Below are 16,426 nucleotides of genomic sequence, written 5' to 3' on the forward strand. Positions count from 1 at the left end.
CCGCGCCCTCCTTTGAAAACCCTGTAACCCTCATGGTCGGCGCGCCTTGGGCGTTATGCACCATCTTGGAGACCGCGGTTCCGGTGAGGGTGCTGGGGGCCGGCGGTGAGCACGACGGCGGCCCGGCGCCCGACCTGGCGGCCCTCGACCCGTCGCGCGTGCTGGTGCTGGCGGCGTCGCGCCGGTCGGCCGCCCGGCTGCGCGACCGGGTCACGGCGCGCGCGGGCCGCACGGTCGGCGCGCCGATGGTGCGCACGGCAGCCTCCGCCGCGTTCGCGGTGCTGCGGACGCGCGCGGCGGCGCACGGCGAGCCGGCTCCGACGCTGGTCTCGGGGCCGGAGCAGGACCTCGTGCTCGCCGAGCTGCTCGAGGGCCACCTCTCGGGCGAGGGCACGGACCTCGACCTCCCCGCCGGGCTGCCCGAGGACTCCCTCGGCCTGCGCGGGCTGCGCCAGGAGCTGCGCGACCTGCTGATGCGCGCCGCCGAGCGTGGCCTCGGCCCCGTGGACCTGGACGAGCTGGGCCGCCGCCACGACCGCCCCGAGTGGGTGCTCGCCGCGCAGCTGTACGAGGAGTACCTGGACGTCACCACGCTGCGGCTGGGCACGCCCGACTCGGGCGCGCGCTACGACCCGGCCGGGGTGATCGACGAGGCGGCGCACGCGCTCGCGGGCTGGGACGACGAGCTGCCGGACGTGCCCCGCCCCACCTGGGACCTCGTGATCGTCGACGACTACCAGGAGGCCACGGTCGCCACCGCCCGCCTGCTGCACGTGCTGCGCGGCGCCGGCGCCCGTCTCGTGCTGCTCGCCGACCCGGACTCCGCGGTGCAGGGCTTCCGCGGCGCGTCGCCCGGCCTGGTCGGGCGCGCCGCCGCCCCCGAGCGGGCGGGCGTCGTCGGCGCGTTCGACGCGCGCACCGTCGTCCTCGGCACGGCGTGGCGGCAGCTCGAGGAGCTGCGCGCGGTGACCCGCGCCGTCACGTCGCGCATCGCCACCGTGTCCGGCGCGCTGCACCGCGGCGCCGCCGCGCGGCCCGACGACGGGGCGTCCGACGGCGAGCCGGAGGGACCCGCGGGCGCGTCCGACGCCGCCGAGGTCGCGGAGCCCCGCGAGGGCGCGCCGGGCGTGCAGGTCGCGGTGCTCGCGGGCCCGGCCCAGGAGGCGGCCTACGTGGCGCGCGAGCTGCGGGCCGAGCACCTGCTGCACGGGACGCCCTGGGAGCGGATGGCGGTCGTGGCGCGCAGCGGCGACCGGCTCGCCTCGCTGCGTCGAGACCTCGTCGCGGCGTCGGTGCCCGTCGCGCTGCTCGGGTCGGACCTGCCGCTGCGCGACGAGCCCGCCGCGTCACCCCTGCTGGCCGCGCTGCGCGTCTGCGCGGCCGGGGGCGGGGTCGAGCGCCTGATCGCGGACGAGCTGGGGGAACCGGGCGTCGGCTCCGCGCTGGACCCCGAGACCGCGGCGCTGCTGCTCACGTCGCCCGTGGGCGGGCTCGACGCGGTGGCGCTGCGCCGGCTGCGGCGCGCGCTGCGGGCGGAGGAGCTGTCGGGAGGCGGCGGGCGGTCGTCGGACGCGCTGGTCGTCGAGCTGCTCGACGACCCGGCCCGCGCGGAGACCCTGCCGGCGCCGGTGCGTCGCGGGCCGCTGGCGGTCGCGCGCGTGCTCGCCGCCGGCCGTGCGGCGGCCGCGGAGCCCGGCGCGACGGCGCAGACCGTGCTCTGGGCGGTGTGGGCCGCCACCGGGCTCGCGGACCGGTGGCGCGACCAGGCGCTCGCGGGCGGGCCGGCCGGGGCGCGCGCCGACCGCGACCTCGACGCCGTCCTCGCGCTGTTCCGCGCGGCGGAGACCTACGTGGACCGGATGCCGGGCGCCCCGGTCGCGGCGTTCGTCGACTACCTCGCGTCGCAGGACCTCCCGGCCGACTCGCTCGCGGCGTCGGCCACGGGTGCCCACGCCGTCGAGGCGCTCACCCCCGCGGGCGCGGCGGGCCGCGAGTGGGACGTCGTCGTCGTCGTGGGCGTGCAGGACGGCGTGTGGCCCGACCTGCGGCTGCGCGACTCGCTGCTCGGGTCGCAGGCCCTCGTCGAGCTGCTCGCGGGACGGTCCGACGACGCCCACGGGATGGGCCCGGAGGCCCGCCGCCAGGTGCTCGCCGACGAGCTGCGCGCGTTCGCCGTGGCCACCTCCCGCGCGCGGCGCCGGCTCGTCGTGACGGCCGTCGAGGACGCCGAGGACGCGCCGTCGGTGTTCCTCGACCTGGTGTCGCCGCCCGCCGACGACGCGGCCGGCGCGGACGGCGCGGCCGGTCCGGACGGCCCCGACCCACGGCGCGTGACCGTGGGCCCGCCGCTCGACCTGCGGGGCGTGGTGGCGGAGGCGCGCGCGACGCTGGTCCGCGCCGCCGGGGCGGACGGCGCCGTCGACGCCGCGCTCGACGGGCCCGCCTCGGTGGCGGCCGCCCTGCTGTCCGACCTGGCCGCTGCCGGGATCGCGGAGGCGGACCCGCGCACCTGGTACGGCGTCGCGGCGACGTCGAGCGACGCGCCGCTGTGGGGCCCGCAGGACGAGGTCACCGTCTCGCCGTCGAAGGTCGAGACGGTGAGCACGTGCGCGCTGAAGTGGGCGTTCGAGTCGGCGGGCGCGACGGCTCCCGACGCCACGCACCAGACGCTCGGCACGCTGATCCATGCGATCGCGGAGGATCTCCCGAAGGCGTCGCTCACGGAGCTGCGCGCGGAGCTGGACCGCCGCTGGCCGCAGCTCGCGCTGGCCGACGGGTGGCCCGCGCGCCAGCTGCGCCGCCGGGCCGAGCAGATGATCGAGCGCCTCGCCGCGTACTACGCCGAGGCGGGCGAGCCGCTGCTGGTGGAGCCCGACTTCGACCTCGTCGTGGGCCGCGCCCGGCTGCGGGGCAAGATCGACCGCGTCGAGGACGCGGGCGAGGACGGCGTGACGGTCGCCGACCTGAAGACCGGGCGGACCGCACCCGCGCGCGCCAAGGCCACGGAGCACCCGCAGCTCGGCGCCTACCAGCTCGCCGTGTCCGAGGGCGCGCTCGACCTGCCGCCGGGGACGCCCAGCGCCGGCGCCCGCCTGGTGTACGTCGGGACGCCGACGGTGGCGCCCACCCTGCGCGACCAGCCCGCGCTCGCCGTCGAGGCGGACGGGTCGAGCTGGGCCCGCGCTCTGGTCGAGGGCGCCGCCGACACGATGGCGTCCGCCCGCTTCACCGCCCACGAGAACGACCTGTGCCCCATGTGCCCCGTGCGCCGGTCGTGCCCCGTCCAGCCCGAGGGAAGGAACGTCGTCGGATGACCGACCGCAGCACCGGGTCGGCCGCCCCCGACCCCGACGACCTCCCCGGCGACGGGCGATTCGTCGACGGAACCTTCGACGACGGCCTGTTCGACGACGCGTGGGCCGCCCTGGGCGAGCCCGCCCGCGAGGCGGAGCTGGGCTTCCCGGAGCTCGCGCCCGGCGGCACGAGCGCGGCCTCGCCCGACGCGGTGCTGTTCGACGACGCCGCGCTGTTCCCCGACCCGGGGCCCGACGGCGTCCCCGCCGCCCCGGCGACGCCGCGCCTGTCGGCCCGCGAGATCGCCGAGCTGCTCGGCCGCCCCGCGCCCACGGACGAACAGGTGGCGGTCATCGAGGCGCCTCTCGACCCGGTGCTGGTCGTCGCCGGTGCCGGCTCGGGCAAGACGGAGACGATGGCGGCTCGCGTGGTGTGGCTCATCGCCAACGACCTCGTCGCGCCGGAGGAGGTGCTCGGCCTCACCTTCACGCGCAAGGCGGCGGCCGAGCTGACCCAGCGCGTGCAGTCCCGCCTGGCCCAGCTCGCCCGCGCGCAGGGGCGGGCGACGTCGGGCCTCGACCTCCTCGCGCGGCCCACGGTCGCGACGTACAACGCGTACGCCGCGTCGCTGGTCGCCGACCACGGCCTGCGGCTCGGCATCGAGCCGGGGTCGCGGCTGCTGGGCGAGGCCAACCAGTGGCAGCTCGCGGCGCAGGTCGTGGAGTCGTGGGCGGACGACCTCGGCACCGACCGCGCGGTGAGCACCGTCGTGGGCGCCGTGCTGTCACTGTCCGGTGAGCTGGGGGAGCACCTGGTACCCGTGGACGATGCGCGGGACGCGCTCGCGGACGTCGTCGCCCGGCTGGACGCGCTGCCGCTCGGGCCGCGGCAGAGGAAGCGCACCAAGGAGATCCAGGGCCTGATCGACTCGGTGGCGGAGCGCGGGCGGCTGCTCGACCTCGTGGCGGAGTACCGCCGCCGCAAGCGGGTGGCCGACGCCCTCGACTTCGGCGACCAGATCGCGTTCGCCGCCGAGCTCGCCCGGTCGGTGCCGGCGGTCGGTGCCACGGAGCGCGCGCGCTACCCGGTGGTCCTGCTGGACGAGTACCAGGACACGTCGTACGCCCAGGTGGAGCTGCTGGCGGGGCTGTTCGGCGGCGGGCACGCGGTCACGGCCGTCGGCGACCCGCACCAGTCGATCTACGGCTGGCGCGGGGCGTCCGCGTCGGGCCTCGCGCGCTTCGGCGAACGGTTCCGCACGCGCGGCGGTGCGCCCGCGGCGGTGCGCTACCTCAGCACGTCGTGGCGCAACGACGCGGCCGTGCTCGCCGCCGCGAACGTCGCGGCCGGGCCGCTGCGCGAGCGGGCGCGGCACACGGGCGCCGGCGTGGACGTGCCGCCGCTGGACCTGCGCCCCGGCGCCGGCGCCGGCACGGTGCGCGCGCACGTCGCTGCCACGAGCGAGGAGGAGGCCGAGGCGGCGGCCGAGTTCGTCGCGACGCGCTGGCGCCGCGCCACCCGCCGCGACGGGTCCGACCGCGTGACGGCCGCCGTGCTCTGCCGGGCGCGGTCGCAGTTCGCGGCGGTCGAGGTGGCGCTGCGGCGCCGCGGGCTGCCGGTGGAGGTCGTGGGCCTGGGCGGCCTGCTGACCACGCCGGAGGTGGTGGACGTCGTCGCGCTGCTGGAGGCCGTGCACGACCCGTCGCGCGGCGACTCCCTGCTGCGGCTGCTCACGGGCCCGCGCGTGAGCCTCGGCGCGGCGGACCTGCACGCCCTCGGCTCGTGGGCGTCCGACCTGGCGCGGGCCGACGGCGCCCGGCCCGGCACCACCCGCCCGGGTGGGCCGGACGGCGGCCCCGAGAGCCCCCACGGCCCGGACGACACGGACGGCGAGGAGCCGGTCGTGATCGAGGGCGACGTGGTGGACCACCGGTCGATCGTCGACGCGCTGGACGACCTGCCCGCCCCCGGGCGGCCGGCGCGCGACGGCCGGGTGCTGTCGGCGGACGGGCACGGCCGGCTGACGGCGCTGGCACGGCTGCTGCGCGAGCTGCGCGGCCTGACCTACCTGTCGCTGCCGGAGCTCGTGGTCGCGGCGGAGCGGGCCCTGGGGCTCGACGTCGAGGTCGCGACGGCGCAGGTGCTCGCCGACACGCTGGCGACGACGGCCGGCCGAACGGGCGGGCCGGGCCTGGGCGCCGCCGCGGCCGGGGTGAGCCTGCGCGGCCGCGAGCACCTCGACGCCTTCCGAGACGTGGCGGCGAGCTTCGCGCAGTCGGCCGACGTGGCGACGCTGGGCGCGTTCCTCGCGTGGCTCGGTGTCGCGGGCGACCAGGAGCGGGGCCTCGACATGCCGGTCCGCGAGCCCGACCCGGACGCGGTGCAGGTCATCACGGCGCACGCGGCCAAGGGCCTCGAGTGGGACGTCGTCGCGGTGCCCGGCCTGGTGGACGGCGTGTTCCCCAGCCAGGCGGAGTCGTCGCAGGGGCGGCTGGACGGCGGCTGGCTCACCGACGTGTCGTCCCTGCCGTACCACCTGCGCGGCGACGCCCCGGACCTGCCCGAGTTCACGTGGGCGGAGGCCTCGGACACCAAGGACCTCGCCGCCCGCCGCGACCAGTTCCGCGCGGACTGCGGCGCGCACCGCCTGGCCGAGGAGCGCCGGCTGGCGTACGTCGCGTTCACCCGGGCACGACGGGAGCTCTTCCTCACCGCGCACTGGTGGGGCACGGGCAGCGCGCCGCGCCGCGTCTCGCCGTTCCTCGCGGAGCTCGTCGAGTCGGGGGTCGTGGACGCGGACGGCTGGGCGGCCCAGCCGGACCCGTCGGCCGGCAACCCCCGCGACGCGGTGGAGCACGCCGCACCGTGGCCCGCGCCCGAGGACGGCACGCAGCGCCCGGCCGACGGCGCGGAGCCCTCGGCGGACGGCACGCCCGGGGCCGGGCCCACGCCGCGCGAGCTCCTGCGTCGGACGGCCGCCCTGGTCGAGGCGGCCCGCGCAGCGGGAGGCGGCGCCGCGACGGGCGTGCTGCGCGACGCGTCCGGCCGCGACCTGGTGGTGCTGGCCGGCACGCTGCTCACGGAGCGCGGCGAGCGGGCGTCGCGCGAGGTGGAGATGCCGGCGCACGTGTCGGCGTCGGGCCTCGTCCGCCTCGCGGGGGACCGGGAGGCGTTCGCCCTCCAGCTGCGCCGCCCTGTGCCGCAGGAGCCCACGGTGCACGCGCGCCGCGGTACCAATTTCCACGAGTGGGTGGAGCGGTTCTTCACGTCGTCGTCACTGGTCGACGTCGACGACCTGCCCGGCGCCGAGGACGGCGAGATCGCGCCCGACGTCGACCTCGATACGCTGCGCCAGCGATTCCTGGACTCGCCGTGGGCGGCGCGCGCCCCGCTCGCGGTCGAGGTCGACGTCGAGACGCCGGTCGCGGGGGTGATGCTGCGCAGCCGGATCGACGCGGTGTTCGCCGACCCGGACGCACCGTCCGCCGCGGACGGCGAGCCGCCCGCCGTCGTCGTCGTGGACTGGAAGACGGGCCACGAGCCGCGCGATGCGGAGGCACGCTCCGCGCGCGAGGTGCAGCTCGCGGTCTACCGGCTCGCCTGGTCGCGCTATACCGGGCTGCCGCTGGACCGGGTGTCCGCCGCGTTCGTCTACGTCGCGAGCGGTACCACCGTGCGTCCGCGCCGGCTGCTCGACGAGGCGGAGCTGGAGGCGCTGGTGCGCGGCGAGCCCCTCCAGCGGTAGCCGGCAGCCGTAGTCACCAGCGGTAGTCGAGGAACTTCCCGTCGAGGGTCACGACGACCCGGTCGCCGTCGGGGTGCGGACGGCGGGCGATGTCCACCTGGAAGTTGATGGCGGACATGATGCCGTCGCCGAACTCCTCGTGGATCAGCTCCTTGAGCGCGGGCCCGTACACCGCCAGCGCCTCGGTGAACCGGTAGATCGTCGGGTCGGTGAGGACGGCCTCGTCGCGCAGCCGGTACGGCTGGCGCCGCAGCGCCTCGGCGACGTCCTCGCCGAGGCCGAGTAGCGCGCACGCGGCGGCCGCCTGGTCGGCGCTCATCGGGTGGCTGCCCAGCAGGGCTGCCGTCGTCCAGACGAGCGGGGTGCCGAGGGCGTCGGCGATCTTCTGCCAGGTCAGCCCGGAGCGCAGGCGGGCCGTGACCACGAGCTCGGCGGCGGCGGCCTTGGTCATCATCGGGTCCATCGGTGTCCTCCTCAGGCGACGGGGGCCGCGACGCGGTCGTCGGCGGCGGGCTCGGTGGCGGACCCGGCGGACGCGGGGCGCCGGCGCTCAGGCCGGGTGCGGTAGTGCGTGAGGTACAGGGGCAGGCCGACGAAGGTCAGGCCGCCGACGAGGTTGCCGAGCACGGTGGGGATCTCGTTCCACACGAGGTAGTCCATGACGGTGAAGTCGCCGCCGAGCAGGAGGCCGGAGGGGAACAGGAACATGTTCACCACGGAGTGCTCGAAGCCCATGTAGAAGAAGAGGAACACGGGCATCCACATCACGACGGCCTTGCTGATCGTGTCCTTCGACATGAGGAAGGCGACGACTCCGGTCGAGACCATCCAGTTGCACAGGACGCCGCGCACGAAGAGCGTGAGCATGCCCGCGGCGCCGTGGTCCGCGTACCCGACGGTGCGGCCCTCGCCGATGTGCCCGATGGCCTGGCCCACCTCGTTGGGCGCCACGTCGAAGCCGTAGGTGAACGTGATCGCCATGAGCACGGCCACGGTGAACGCGCCGGCGAAGTTGCCGCAGAACACCAGACCCCAGTTGCGCCACATGCCGCCCCACGTGGCCCCGGGGCGCCGTGCGATGACGGCGAACGGCACCAGCGTGAACACGCCCGTGAGCAGGTCGAAGCCCATCAGGTACAGCATGATGAAGCCGATCGGGAAGAACACCGCCCCGAGCAGCGGGTTGCCGGTGTTCGTCGAGATGGTCACCGCCATCGCGGCGGCGAGCGCGAGGATCGCCCCGCCCATGAAGGAGCGGATGAGGGTGTCCCGGGTGGACATGAACAGCTTCTTCTCGCCCGTGGCGATCATCTGCGAGACGAAGTCCTGGGGCATGACGTACGACATGGAGGACCCTTCGGCCAGAGGGGTGGCGCTTGCGTGCCGCCGAGTCTGTCCGTCGCAGGTTGTCGCCACGTCGCGGGCGCGTTGAGGTCGTGTTTCGCCTGGCCCGGGACGCGTCATGCCGTCGTTTCGCGCACCTCGCAGCGCGGCCGGCCCGGCCGTGAGGTGGCCGGGGCCCGGGTCAGGCGGGGGCGTCCTCGCGGGTCGCCTCGTCGAGGTCGGCCAGCATGGCCTCCGCGTCCGCGACGACGTCGGCCAGGTTGCGCCGGACGCCGTGCAGCAGCCACCGTGCGAGGGCCAGCTCGCCCACGAGCAGGGCGCGGTCGACGAGCCGCGCGTCGTGCAGCTCGGTACGGCGTAGCTGGTACGCCTCCATGATCGAGTCGACCGCGTCGGGCGGGGCGGCCACGAGCAGCCAGGCGAGGTCGTCGGCGGGGTCCGCCACGCGGGCGTCGGACCAGCCGCTGATCGCGGTGACCCGCCCACCGGTGACGAGCATCTGGTCGGTGGCGAGGTCGCCGTGCACGACGACGGGCTGGAAGCGCCACAGCGCCACGTCCTCGAGCGCGGCCTCCCAACGGCGCAGCAGCGTCGGCGGCACGAGGCCGGTCGCGGCGGCCTCGTCGAGCTCCACGAGCCGGCGCTCGCGATACTCGGCCGCGGTGTACGACGGGAGCCCGCAGGACTCGACGACGGAGGCGGGCAGCTCGTGCACGGCGGCGAGGGTGCGGCCGAGGTCGGCGGCGAGGCCGGGCCCGGGCCGCAGGGCCTCGAGGTCGAGGGCGGTGCCGGTCACGTGCCGGTGGACGACGGCGCGCCCTCCCTCGGGCAGCAGCGCGAAGCCGGCCACCTGCGGCACCGTGAAGGGCAGCACGCCGGCGTCCACGTAGAGGTGCAGCGCCTCCAGCAGCTCGGTCTCCGCCTCCAGGGCGGCGCCGGCCATCGTGGTCCGGGGCGCGCGCACGAGCCAGTCGACGCCGTCGTCGGCCGTGACGACGGCGACGTCGTAGTCGCCCGGCAGCTCCTCGGGGCGGACCGAGCGGGCGTCCAGGCCCGGGACGGCGGCCGTCGCGAGGGCGGCGAGGGCGAGCGGACTGCGTGGCACCCGCCCACCGTAGACGCTGCCGGGGCCCGCCCGGGGGCACCGCGGCGCGCGTGTCCGCCGTCGTCCCGCCGCGAGAGCCCGGCGGGTACGGTCGGGGCGTGACGGCTCCCTTCCCGCTCCCGGACCTCAGCTACACCCGCGCCACCCACGACCGTGCCTCCGAGCGGCGCGGCGAGCCGGGGCTGCTGCCCGGCCTGCTCGCGGATCCCACGACGCGCGTGGTGCTCGTGCTGCGCGGGCGCGTGGCCGTCGACGACGCGGGCGAGGTCCTGCTGGTCGACCCGGCGACCGTGACGAGGCTGCCCGCCGAGCAGGAAGGCGCCGACCGGCCCGAGGTGCACGCGCCGGGCCACCGATGGCTGTTCCTCGGCGTCGCGGAGGACGGCGCCGGGCTTCTCGGCCTGGTCCTGCCCGACGAGGCGGACGCCGACGCGGTCGGGATCGAGGGTGTGTCCCCGGCGTCGCCCGCCGCGCGGCTGGCGCGGGAGCACGCGTGGGCGGGGCTGCGCGAGGTGGGCGGGCGCCGCGGGGACGGGCTCGCGTCCGAGGCGGTCGCGCTGGCCGCGTGGCACGCGTCGCACCAACGGTGCCCGCGCTGCGGGGAGCCGACCGTCGTCGAGCAGGCGGGCTGGGTGCGCCGGTGCCCGGCGCAGGACGTCGAGATCTACCCGCGCACCGACCCCGCCGTGATCATGACGGTGGTGGACGACGACGACCGCCTGCTGCTGGGGCACGCCGCGCACTGGCCAGCGGGCCGGTTCTCGACGCTCGCGGGCTACGTGGAGCCGGGGGAGGGCCTCGAGCAGGCGGTGCGCCGCGAGGTCGCGGAGGAGACGTCGGTCGTCATCGGCGACGGGCCGGGCGACGTCGTGTACCGCGGGAGCCAGCCGTGGCCGTTCCCGGCGTCGCTCATGCTCGGCTTCCGGGCGCGCGCGGTGGCGACCGACGTCCGGGTGGACGGCGCCGAGGTGACCGACGCGCGCTGGTTCACGCGCGAGGAGCTGGTCGCGGGCGTGCGCGCCGGCGAGATCGGCCTGCCGGGCCGCCCGTCGATCGCACGCGCGCTGGTCGAGGAGTGGTACGGCGCGGAGCTGCCCGGCTGAGGTCGGGCAGCAGATGTTTCAGCAGGTCAGGCAGCGAGGCGCGACTTCACGTCGTGCAGCGACGGGTTCGTCGCGGCGGAGCCGTCGGGGAAGACGACGGTGGGCACGGTGCGGTTGCCGCCGTTGACCTGCTCCACGAACGCCGCGGTCTCCGGCTGGTCCTCGATGTCGATCACCGTGTAGCCGATGCCCTCGGAGTCGAGCTGGGTGCGCAGCCGGCGGCAGTAGCCGCACCACGCGGTCGAGTACATCGTGACGGTGCCCGGCTCGGGGAGCTGCGGCGCGGCGTCGGTCATCGGGGTCCTCCTGTGCTGATGCTCCGGGCTGGTGCCCGTGCTCGTGCGGCCGCCTGGGGACGACGGGCGCGGGATGTCGGCGACGGCTGCGAGAATCGCAGACGATGTCGACTGCCACCAACTCCCCGAACGCCCTCGTTCATCCCGACGCGATCCTCGACGCGCTCGACCCCGAGCAGCGGGACGTGGCGCTGGCCCTCGCCGGGCCGGTGTGCGTGCTCGCGGGCGCGGGCACCGGCAAGACGCGCGCGATCACGCACCGCATCGCCTACGGGGTGCGTTCCGGCGCGTACAAGCCGACCTCCGTGCTGGCGGTGACGTTCACCGCGCGCGCCGCGGGGGAGATGCGCACCCGGCTGCGCGACCTCGGGGTGGCCGGCGTCCAGGCGCGCACGTTCCACGCGGCCGCGCTGCGCCAGCTCGGCTACTTCTGGCCGCGCGTGGTCGGCGGCGCGCCGCCGCGGATCCTCGAGCACAAGGCGCCGGCGGTCGCGGAGGCCGCGCGCCGCGTCGGCGTGAGCGTGGACCGGGTCGCCGTCCGCGACCTGTCGTCCGAGGTCGAGTGGGCCAAGGTCTCCCTGGTGACGGCGGAGGACTACGTGAAGGCCGCGGCGGTCGACGACCGGCCCGCGCCGTCGGGCTACGACCACCAGACGGTGGCGCGCCTCATCACGGCCTACGAGGACGTGAAGACCGAGCGGGGCGTCATCGACTTCGAGGACGTCCTGCTGATGCTCGCGGACATGCTCAACTCCCACAAGCAGGTGGCGGACGAGGTGCGGTCGCAGTACCGGCACTTCCTCGTCGACGAGTACCAGGACGTCTCGCCCCTGCAGCAGTTCCTGCTCGACCAGTGGCTGGGCGGGCGCAAGGAGCTGTGCGTGGTCGGCGACCCGTCGCAGACCATCTACTCCTTCACGGGCGCGACGCCGCACTACCTGCTCGACTTCACGCGGACCTACGCCGACGCCCAGGTGGTCCGCCTGGTGCGCGACTACCGCTCCACGCCGCAGGTCGTGCACTTGGCCAACCAGGTGCTGCGCCGCGGTCGGGTTCCGGGAGCGCTCGAGCTCGTCGCCCAGCGTCCCTCCGGCCCGCCCACGAGCTTCACGACGTACGACGACGACGACGCGGAGGCTTCCGGGATCGCGGCCCGCGCGGGCCGGCTGATCGCGTCGGGGGTGCGCCCGAGCGAGATCGCGGTCCTGTACCGCACCAACGCGCAGTCGGCGGCGTTCGAGTCGGCGCTCGCGGACGCGGGCATCAGCTACCTGGTGCGGGGCGGCGAGCGGTTCTTCCAGCGCAAGGAGGTGCGCGACGCGATCGTGCTGCTGCGCGGCGCCGCCCGCTCGGCGGACCCGGAGCAGCCGATGCCGGAGCAGGTGCGCGACGTGCTGACCACGGCGGGCTGGTCGGAGCAGCCGCCCGCGGCCCGCGGCGCGACCCGGGAGCGGTGGGAGGCCATGCAGGCGCTCGTCGGCCTGGCCGACGACGTCGCGGCCGCCGCGCCCGCGGACGCCCCGGCCACGGTGGCCACGCTGGTCGGCGAGCTGGAGGAGCGGGCCTCGGCGCAGCACGCGCCGACCGTGGAGGGCGTCACGCTGGCGTCGCTGCACGCGGCGAAGGGCCTGGAGTGGGACGCCGTGTTCCTGGCGGGCGTGAGCGAGGGCCTCATGCCCATCTCCCTCGCCGAGACGGACGAGGCCGTGGCGGAGGAACGCCGGCTGCTCTACGTGGGCGTCACCCGGGCGCGCGAGCACCTGGAGCTGTCGTTCGCTCGCTCCCGCAACCCGGGCGGGCGGGCGACGCGCAAGCGGACGCGCTTCCTCGACGGGTTGTGGCCGGACGACCCGGCGGACCGACGCGGCCGCGGGCGGGGCCCGCGGGGCCAAGCCCGGCAGCAGCTCACGGGGGAGCACGACGTGGCGCTGTTCGACGCGCTGCGCGAGTGGCGACTGTCGGTGGCCCGGGACACCGACAAGCCGGCGTTCACCGTGCTCGGCGACGCGACGCTCGCCGCCATCGCGGAGCTCAAGCCCACCTCCGTGGCCCAGCTCGCGCGGGTGAACGGCGTCGGCCCCGCGAAGATCGACCGGTACGGGCAGACGATCCTCGCGATCGTCGCCGACTCGATCGGCTGAGCACCTACGGGAGTTCCCGTATTTCTGCGCGGGTCCGTCCGGAGCCCTTGTCGCGGTCGTGGTGCAGTGCCAGATTTTCCCGGTACGTTCCGCGACGAGAGGCGACGATGATGTTTCCGACCGAGGACAGTGCCGTGCCGCCCCGCCCCGTCGCGCCACGGTGGCTGGCCGCCGGCGCGGCCGCCCTCCTGGTCTCGGTCCTCACGGCCTGCGGGCCCGCGGGCGCGACGCCGGGGGACGGGAGCGGCCCCCGCGCGGTGAGCGAGAGCGGGCACGGCGACCACGGCGGGGAGCACTCCGGCACCATCCACGACGAGATGTCCCCGGAGGTCCACGAGGCCTACGGGAAGGTCAAGACGGAGCGGGGCAGGGCGATCCTCTCCGACGGGCTGATCACCGCCGCGGAGGTCGAGGACCTGCGGCAGGTCCAGGTCGACTGCCTCCGCGCGGCGGGCTTCGACGCCGACCGGGACGAGAGCGGACTCCAGATCCGGACGGTCCCGGACGGGCTCGACGAGGACGGGGTGGCCGCCGCGGTCGAGACGTGCCTGGGAGACCTGCGGATCATCGGCCCGCTCGGGGTCGAGGGGGGCTCCGGCTCCTAGCCGGGACGGGCCCGTCAGGGGGCCGAGAAAATTGCTCCGAAAAAACTTCGATAAAAGATGTGGCGGTCCCGGTCGGGCCGTCTATGCTCGGAGAGTCCCAGACGGAAGTGGCGTCTGCCGAGAGGCGGATCGTCCGAGAAGAGTGAGGAGGTGGGTGCAGAAGATGGACACGATGAATCTGATCGTGATGGCGAACGCGTCTGTTGGCGCGCCGGGGTACACGTCTGCCCTCGGCGAGCTCAGCGCTGTCCGCCCGTTCCGTGCGCGGAAGCACGGAGCAGGCGCTGCCGATCTCCACATCGCACCCGACTCCGCCCCCTGGAGCCATCCGGTCTAGCAACCGGTCCAGGCCGCGGAGTCCACCCAGGACCCGCGGCTTTCGTCTTTCCGCCCAGGGAAGAAGACCTCACCAGGTCGCAGAAGCCGGCCCCCTGACTCCAGGGGTCCACCCGCAGGTCCTGAACACCGACGTTCGAATCACCCCAGGACCTGACGGAGGAACCCGTGCGCCTCGCACAGCTGTTGGACGAGCGGCTGCTCGACACGATCCCCCAGGGCGGATCCGGCCCCTGGACCCCGCATCAACCCCTCACCCAGAGCCCGGCCGAGGTGGCCGAGCTCGACCGCCAGTTCGCGGCGCTCCTGCCGTGCCGCACGGGAGACCCCGAGCTCTGGTTCGCCGAGCACACCGCCCAGGTCGAGGAGGCCAAGGCGCTGTGCCGCACCTGCCCGCTGCAGGCCGGCTGCCTCGCGGGCGCCCTCGAGCGCCAGGAGCCCTGGGGCGTGTGGGGTGGTGAGGTCTTCGTCGACGGCAAGGTCGTCGCCCGCAAGCGCGGTCGCGGCCGGCCCCGGAAGTCGGAGACCGTCGCGGCATGACCGCGCTGCGTCGCCGGGACACCCGGCGCGCCGCTGAACGCACGGGCCTCCGGCGAGTCCCGGGGGAGTGCGCCCGCACCACGTGCGGCCGCGCTTCCTCGATCTCGCCGGGGGCCCGTCGTCATGTCCGGGCCGGGGCGGGCAGGCGCGTGCACCCGCATTCGGGGTGCGGCGCGACCTCCCGCGACCGGGGCACGGCCTCGGGGAGGGCCACCTCCAGGACGCGCCCGGCGGTCGCGGGCATCGACCCGTCGAGCAGCGCGAGCACCTGGCCGGCACCGAGCGCCGCGGCGGTCGCCGCGAGGGTGGTCTCGTGGGCGACGTCCGTCGGCGGCCGGCGGGTCAGGTCGGCGACCGCCGCCGTCCAGCCGGCGTCTGCGTCCGTCGCATGCCGGTCGACGCAGCCGACGCAGGCGGACCTGCCGGGCAGCACGAGCGGGCCCACGAGCACGTCCGCCTCGCGGACCACGACGGGCAGGTGCGGCACGCCCGCGCCCAGCAGCCGCTCGTAGCGCGCGGGCCGCGCGGCGTGGGCCTCGACCACCACCACGACGTCCGGCGAGCCCCCGGCCGGCAGGGCGCTCCCCACCCGCAGGGCGGGGTGCCGGCGGCGCAGCACCTCCGCGGCCGCCTCCTCGCGCGGGCGCCCGACATCGGCCGGGGCGTACGCGCCGAGCCCGAGGTCGCCGACGTGCACGGGGTCCCGGTCGTCGAGCACGAGGGCACCGACGCCGGCCGACGCGAGCAGCTCGGCCAGGACCACGCCGAGCCGGCCGAGGCCGTGCAGCCCGACGACGCACCCGCCCCGGCGCGCGAGCGTGGCAGTGCCGCACCCGTCGGGCCGCAGCGCCCCCAGGACCGCGACGTCGGGCGACCACCCCACCGCCGCCGGCGAGGCGTGCTGGGCCTGGCGCCGCACGAGGAAGCCGCCGCCGTCGAGCGCCCGCACGATCTGGCCCTGGCGCGCCGGCGTCACGCCCCAGTGGCGGGCGCTGCGGTCCAGGGAATGGTGCCGGCGGCTCCCGAGGTCGCGCAGCCAGCGCGACTCGTGATCGGCCAGGCCGGTCAGGACGAGGCTCCAGCGCGGGTCGGTGCCGAGCAGGACCTCGCCGTCGCCGTGGTCGAGCACGGGCGTCGCGGGGCGCAGCGTGCGGGGGTCGCTCGTCCCGGTTCCCGGGCGCTCGGCGTCTGCCATGCGGTCACCCTGGCACGCGCCGCGGGCGTCGTCGGCGGGTCGTCCACAGGCCGTCCGCGGCCGGAGCCGGTGTGTTCTGCCGCACAAACCGCGCGAATCCCCGGTACCGTCGGTTCCGTGGCCCACGACACGATGACGTCGGTGGAGGTCCGGCGCAGCCGCCGGCGGACCGCCACGGTGAGCGCGTACCGCGACGGCGAACGCACCGTCGTGGCCATTCCCGCGCGCTTCTCCCGGGCGCAGGAGCGCGAGTGGGTCGCGAAGATGCTCGCGCGGCTCGAGGACAAGGAGCGGCGCCGCCGCCCGTCCGACGCCCAGCTCGTGGAGCGGGCGCACGAGCTGTCCGAGCGGTACCTCGGCGGCCACGCCCACCCGACGAGCGTGTCGTGGTCGCCCCACCAGGGGCGCCGCTGGGGCTCGTGCACGCTGGTGGACGGCTCGATCCGGATCTCGACGCGCGTGCAGGGGATGCCCGAGTGGGTGCTCGACTACGTGCTGCTGCACGAGCTCGCCCACCTGCTGCACGCCGGGCACGGCCCCGCGTTCTGGCAGCTCCTCGAGGGCTACCCGCGCACCGAGCGGGCTCGCGGCTTCCTCGAGGGCGTCTCGTTCGTCCAGGACGACGGCGGGGTGGTTGCCCTAGGGCCCGGGGGAAGAACCCCAAAACCCCCGCGGTTGGCCCCCCCCCCCCCCCCCCCCCTCGCCGCCATGGCGTGCGACGT

General features: G+C 76.3%; 12 protein-coding genes. 7 read left to right on the forward strand and 5 right to left on the reverse strand.

The annotated features are described in order from the left end of the window. Positions 1-32: 32 nt before the first annotated feature. On the forward strand, positions 33-3,314 hold the full coding sequence (locus ACWF41_RS11025) for a PD-(D/E)XK nuclease family protein (RefSeq protein ID WP_452182520.1): 3,282 nt from the start codon (positions 33-35) through the stop codon (positions 3,312-3,314). After that, on the forward strand, positions 3,311-7,039 hold the full coding sequence (locus tag ACWF41_RS11030; RefSeq protein ID WP_380322862.1) for a UvrD-helicase domain-containing protein: 3,729 nt from the start codon (positions 3,311-3,313) through the stop codon (positions 7,037-7,039). The genes ACWF41_RS11025 and ACWF41_RS11030 overlap by 4 nt, the downstream gene beginning before the upstream one ends. Positions 7,040-7,052: 13 nt before the next feature. On the opposite strand, the gene cynS is transcribed toward ACWF41_RS11030, so the two are convergent. The 3 genes from cynS to ACWF41_RS11045 all read right to left on the reverse strand — a co-directional run bounded on the left by cynS (position 7,053) and on the right by ACWF41_RS11045 (position 9,488). Further along, positions 7,053-7,502 carry a cyanase gene (gene cynS, locus ACWF41_RS11035; RefSeq protein ID WP_380322859.1) on the reverse strand — a complete coding sequence of 150 codons (450 nt, stop codon included), beginning with the start codon at positions 7,500-7,502 and terminating at the stop codon, positions 7,053-7,055. Positions 7,503-7,513: 11 nt separating this feature from the next. Then, a complete protein-coding gene (locus tag ACWF41_RS11040; protein WP_380322856.1) occupies positions 7,514-8,386 on the reverse strand; it encodes a formate/nitrite transporter family protein in 873 nt (290 codons plus the stop codon). A 178-nt stretch (positions 8,387-8,564) separates the two neighbouring features. Further along, the gene (locus tag ACWF41_RS11045) at positions 8,565-9,488 is read right to left on the reverse strand and encodes a macrolide 2'-phosphotransferase (RefSeq protein ID WP_380322853.1); all 924 of its coding nucleotides are present in this window, start codon (positions 9,486-9,488) and stop codon (positions 8,565-8,567) included. A 98-nt stretch (positions 9,489-9,586) separates the two neighbouring features. On the opposite strand from ACWF41_RS11045, the gene nudC reads away from it, so the two are divergent. After that, a complete protein-coding gene (gene nudC, locus ACWF41_RS11050; protein ID WP_380322850.1) occupies positions 9,587-10,591 on the forward strand; it encodes an NAD(+) diphosphatase in 1,005 nt (334 codons plus the stop codon). Between the two features lie 26 nt (positions 10,592-10,617). On the opposite strand, the gene ACWF41_RS11055 is transcribed toward nudC, so the two are convergent. After that, positions 10,618-10,887: a mycoredoxin gene (locus tag ACWF41_RS11055; protein ID WP_380322848.1), complete on the reverse strand. Its 270-nt coding sequence runs from the start codon at positions 10,885-10,887 to the stop codon at positions 10,618-10,620. A gap of 104 nt (positions 10,888-10,991) precedes the next feature. Between ACWF41_RS11055 and ACWF41_RS11060 the strand changes: the two genes are divergently transcribed. The 3 genes from ACWF41_RS11060 to ACWF41_RS11070 all read left to right on the forward strand — a co-directional run bounded on the left by ACWF41_RS11060 (position 10,992) and on the right by ACWF41_RS11070 (position 14,509). Further along, the gene (locus tag ACWF41_RS11060) at positions 10,992-13,028 is read left to right on the forward strand and encodes an ATP-dependent DNA helicase UvrD2 (RefSeq protein WP_380322845.1); all 2,037 of its coding nucleotides are present in this window, start codon (positions 10,992-10,994) and stop codon (positions 13,026-13,028) included. Between the two features lie 107 nt (positions 13,029-13,135). After that, positions 13,136-13,633, forward strand: coding sequence for a hypothetical protein (locus tag ACWF41_RS11065; protein ID WP_380322842.1), 498 nt, complete (start codon positions 13,136-13,138; stop codon positions 13,631-13,633). A gap of 504 nt (positions 13,634-14,137) precedes the next feature. Beyond that, positions 14,138-14,509: a WhiB family transcriptional regulator gene (locus tag ACWF41_RS11070; RefSeq protein WP_380322839.1), complete on the forward strand. Its 372-nt coding sequence runs from the start codon at positions 14,138-14,140 to the stop codon at positions 14,507-14,509. A 121-nt stretch (positions 14,510-14,630) separates the two neighbouring features. Here ACWF41_RS11070 and ACWF41_RS11075 read toward each other — a convergent pair whose 3' ends face one another. Then, positions 14,631-15,704, reverse strand: a complete 1,074-nt coding sequence (locus ACWF41_RS11075; RefSeq protein WP_380322836.1) for a ThiF family adenylyltransferase — start codon at positions 15,702-15,704, stop codon at positions 14,631-14,633. 117 nt (positions 15,705-15,821) lie between these two features. Here ACWF41_RS11075 and ACWF41_RS11080 point away from each other — a divergent pair. After that, the coding region (locus ACWF41_RS11080) for a M48 metallopeptidase family protein (RefSeq protein ID WP_452182525.1) at positions 15,822-16,426 on the forward strand (605 nt) is incomplete at its 3' end.

This window comes from Isoptericola sp. NPDC055063 (genome assembly GCF_053608125.1).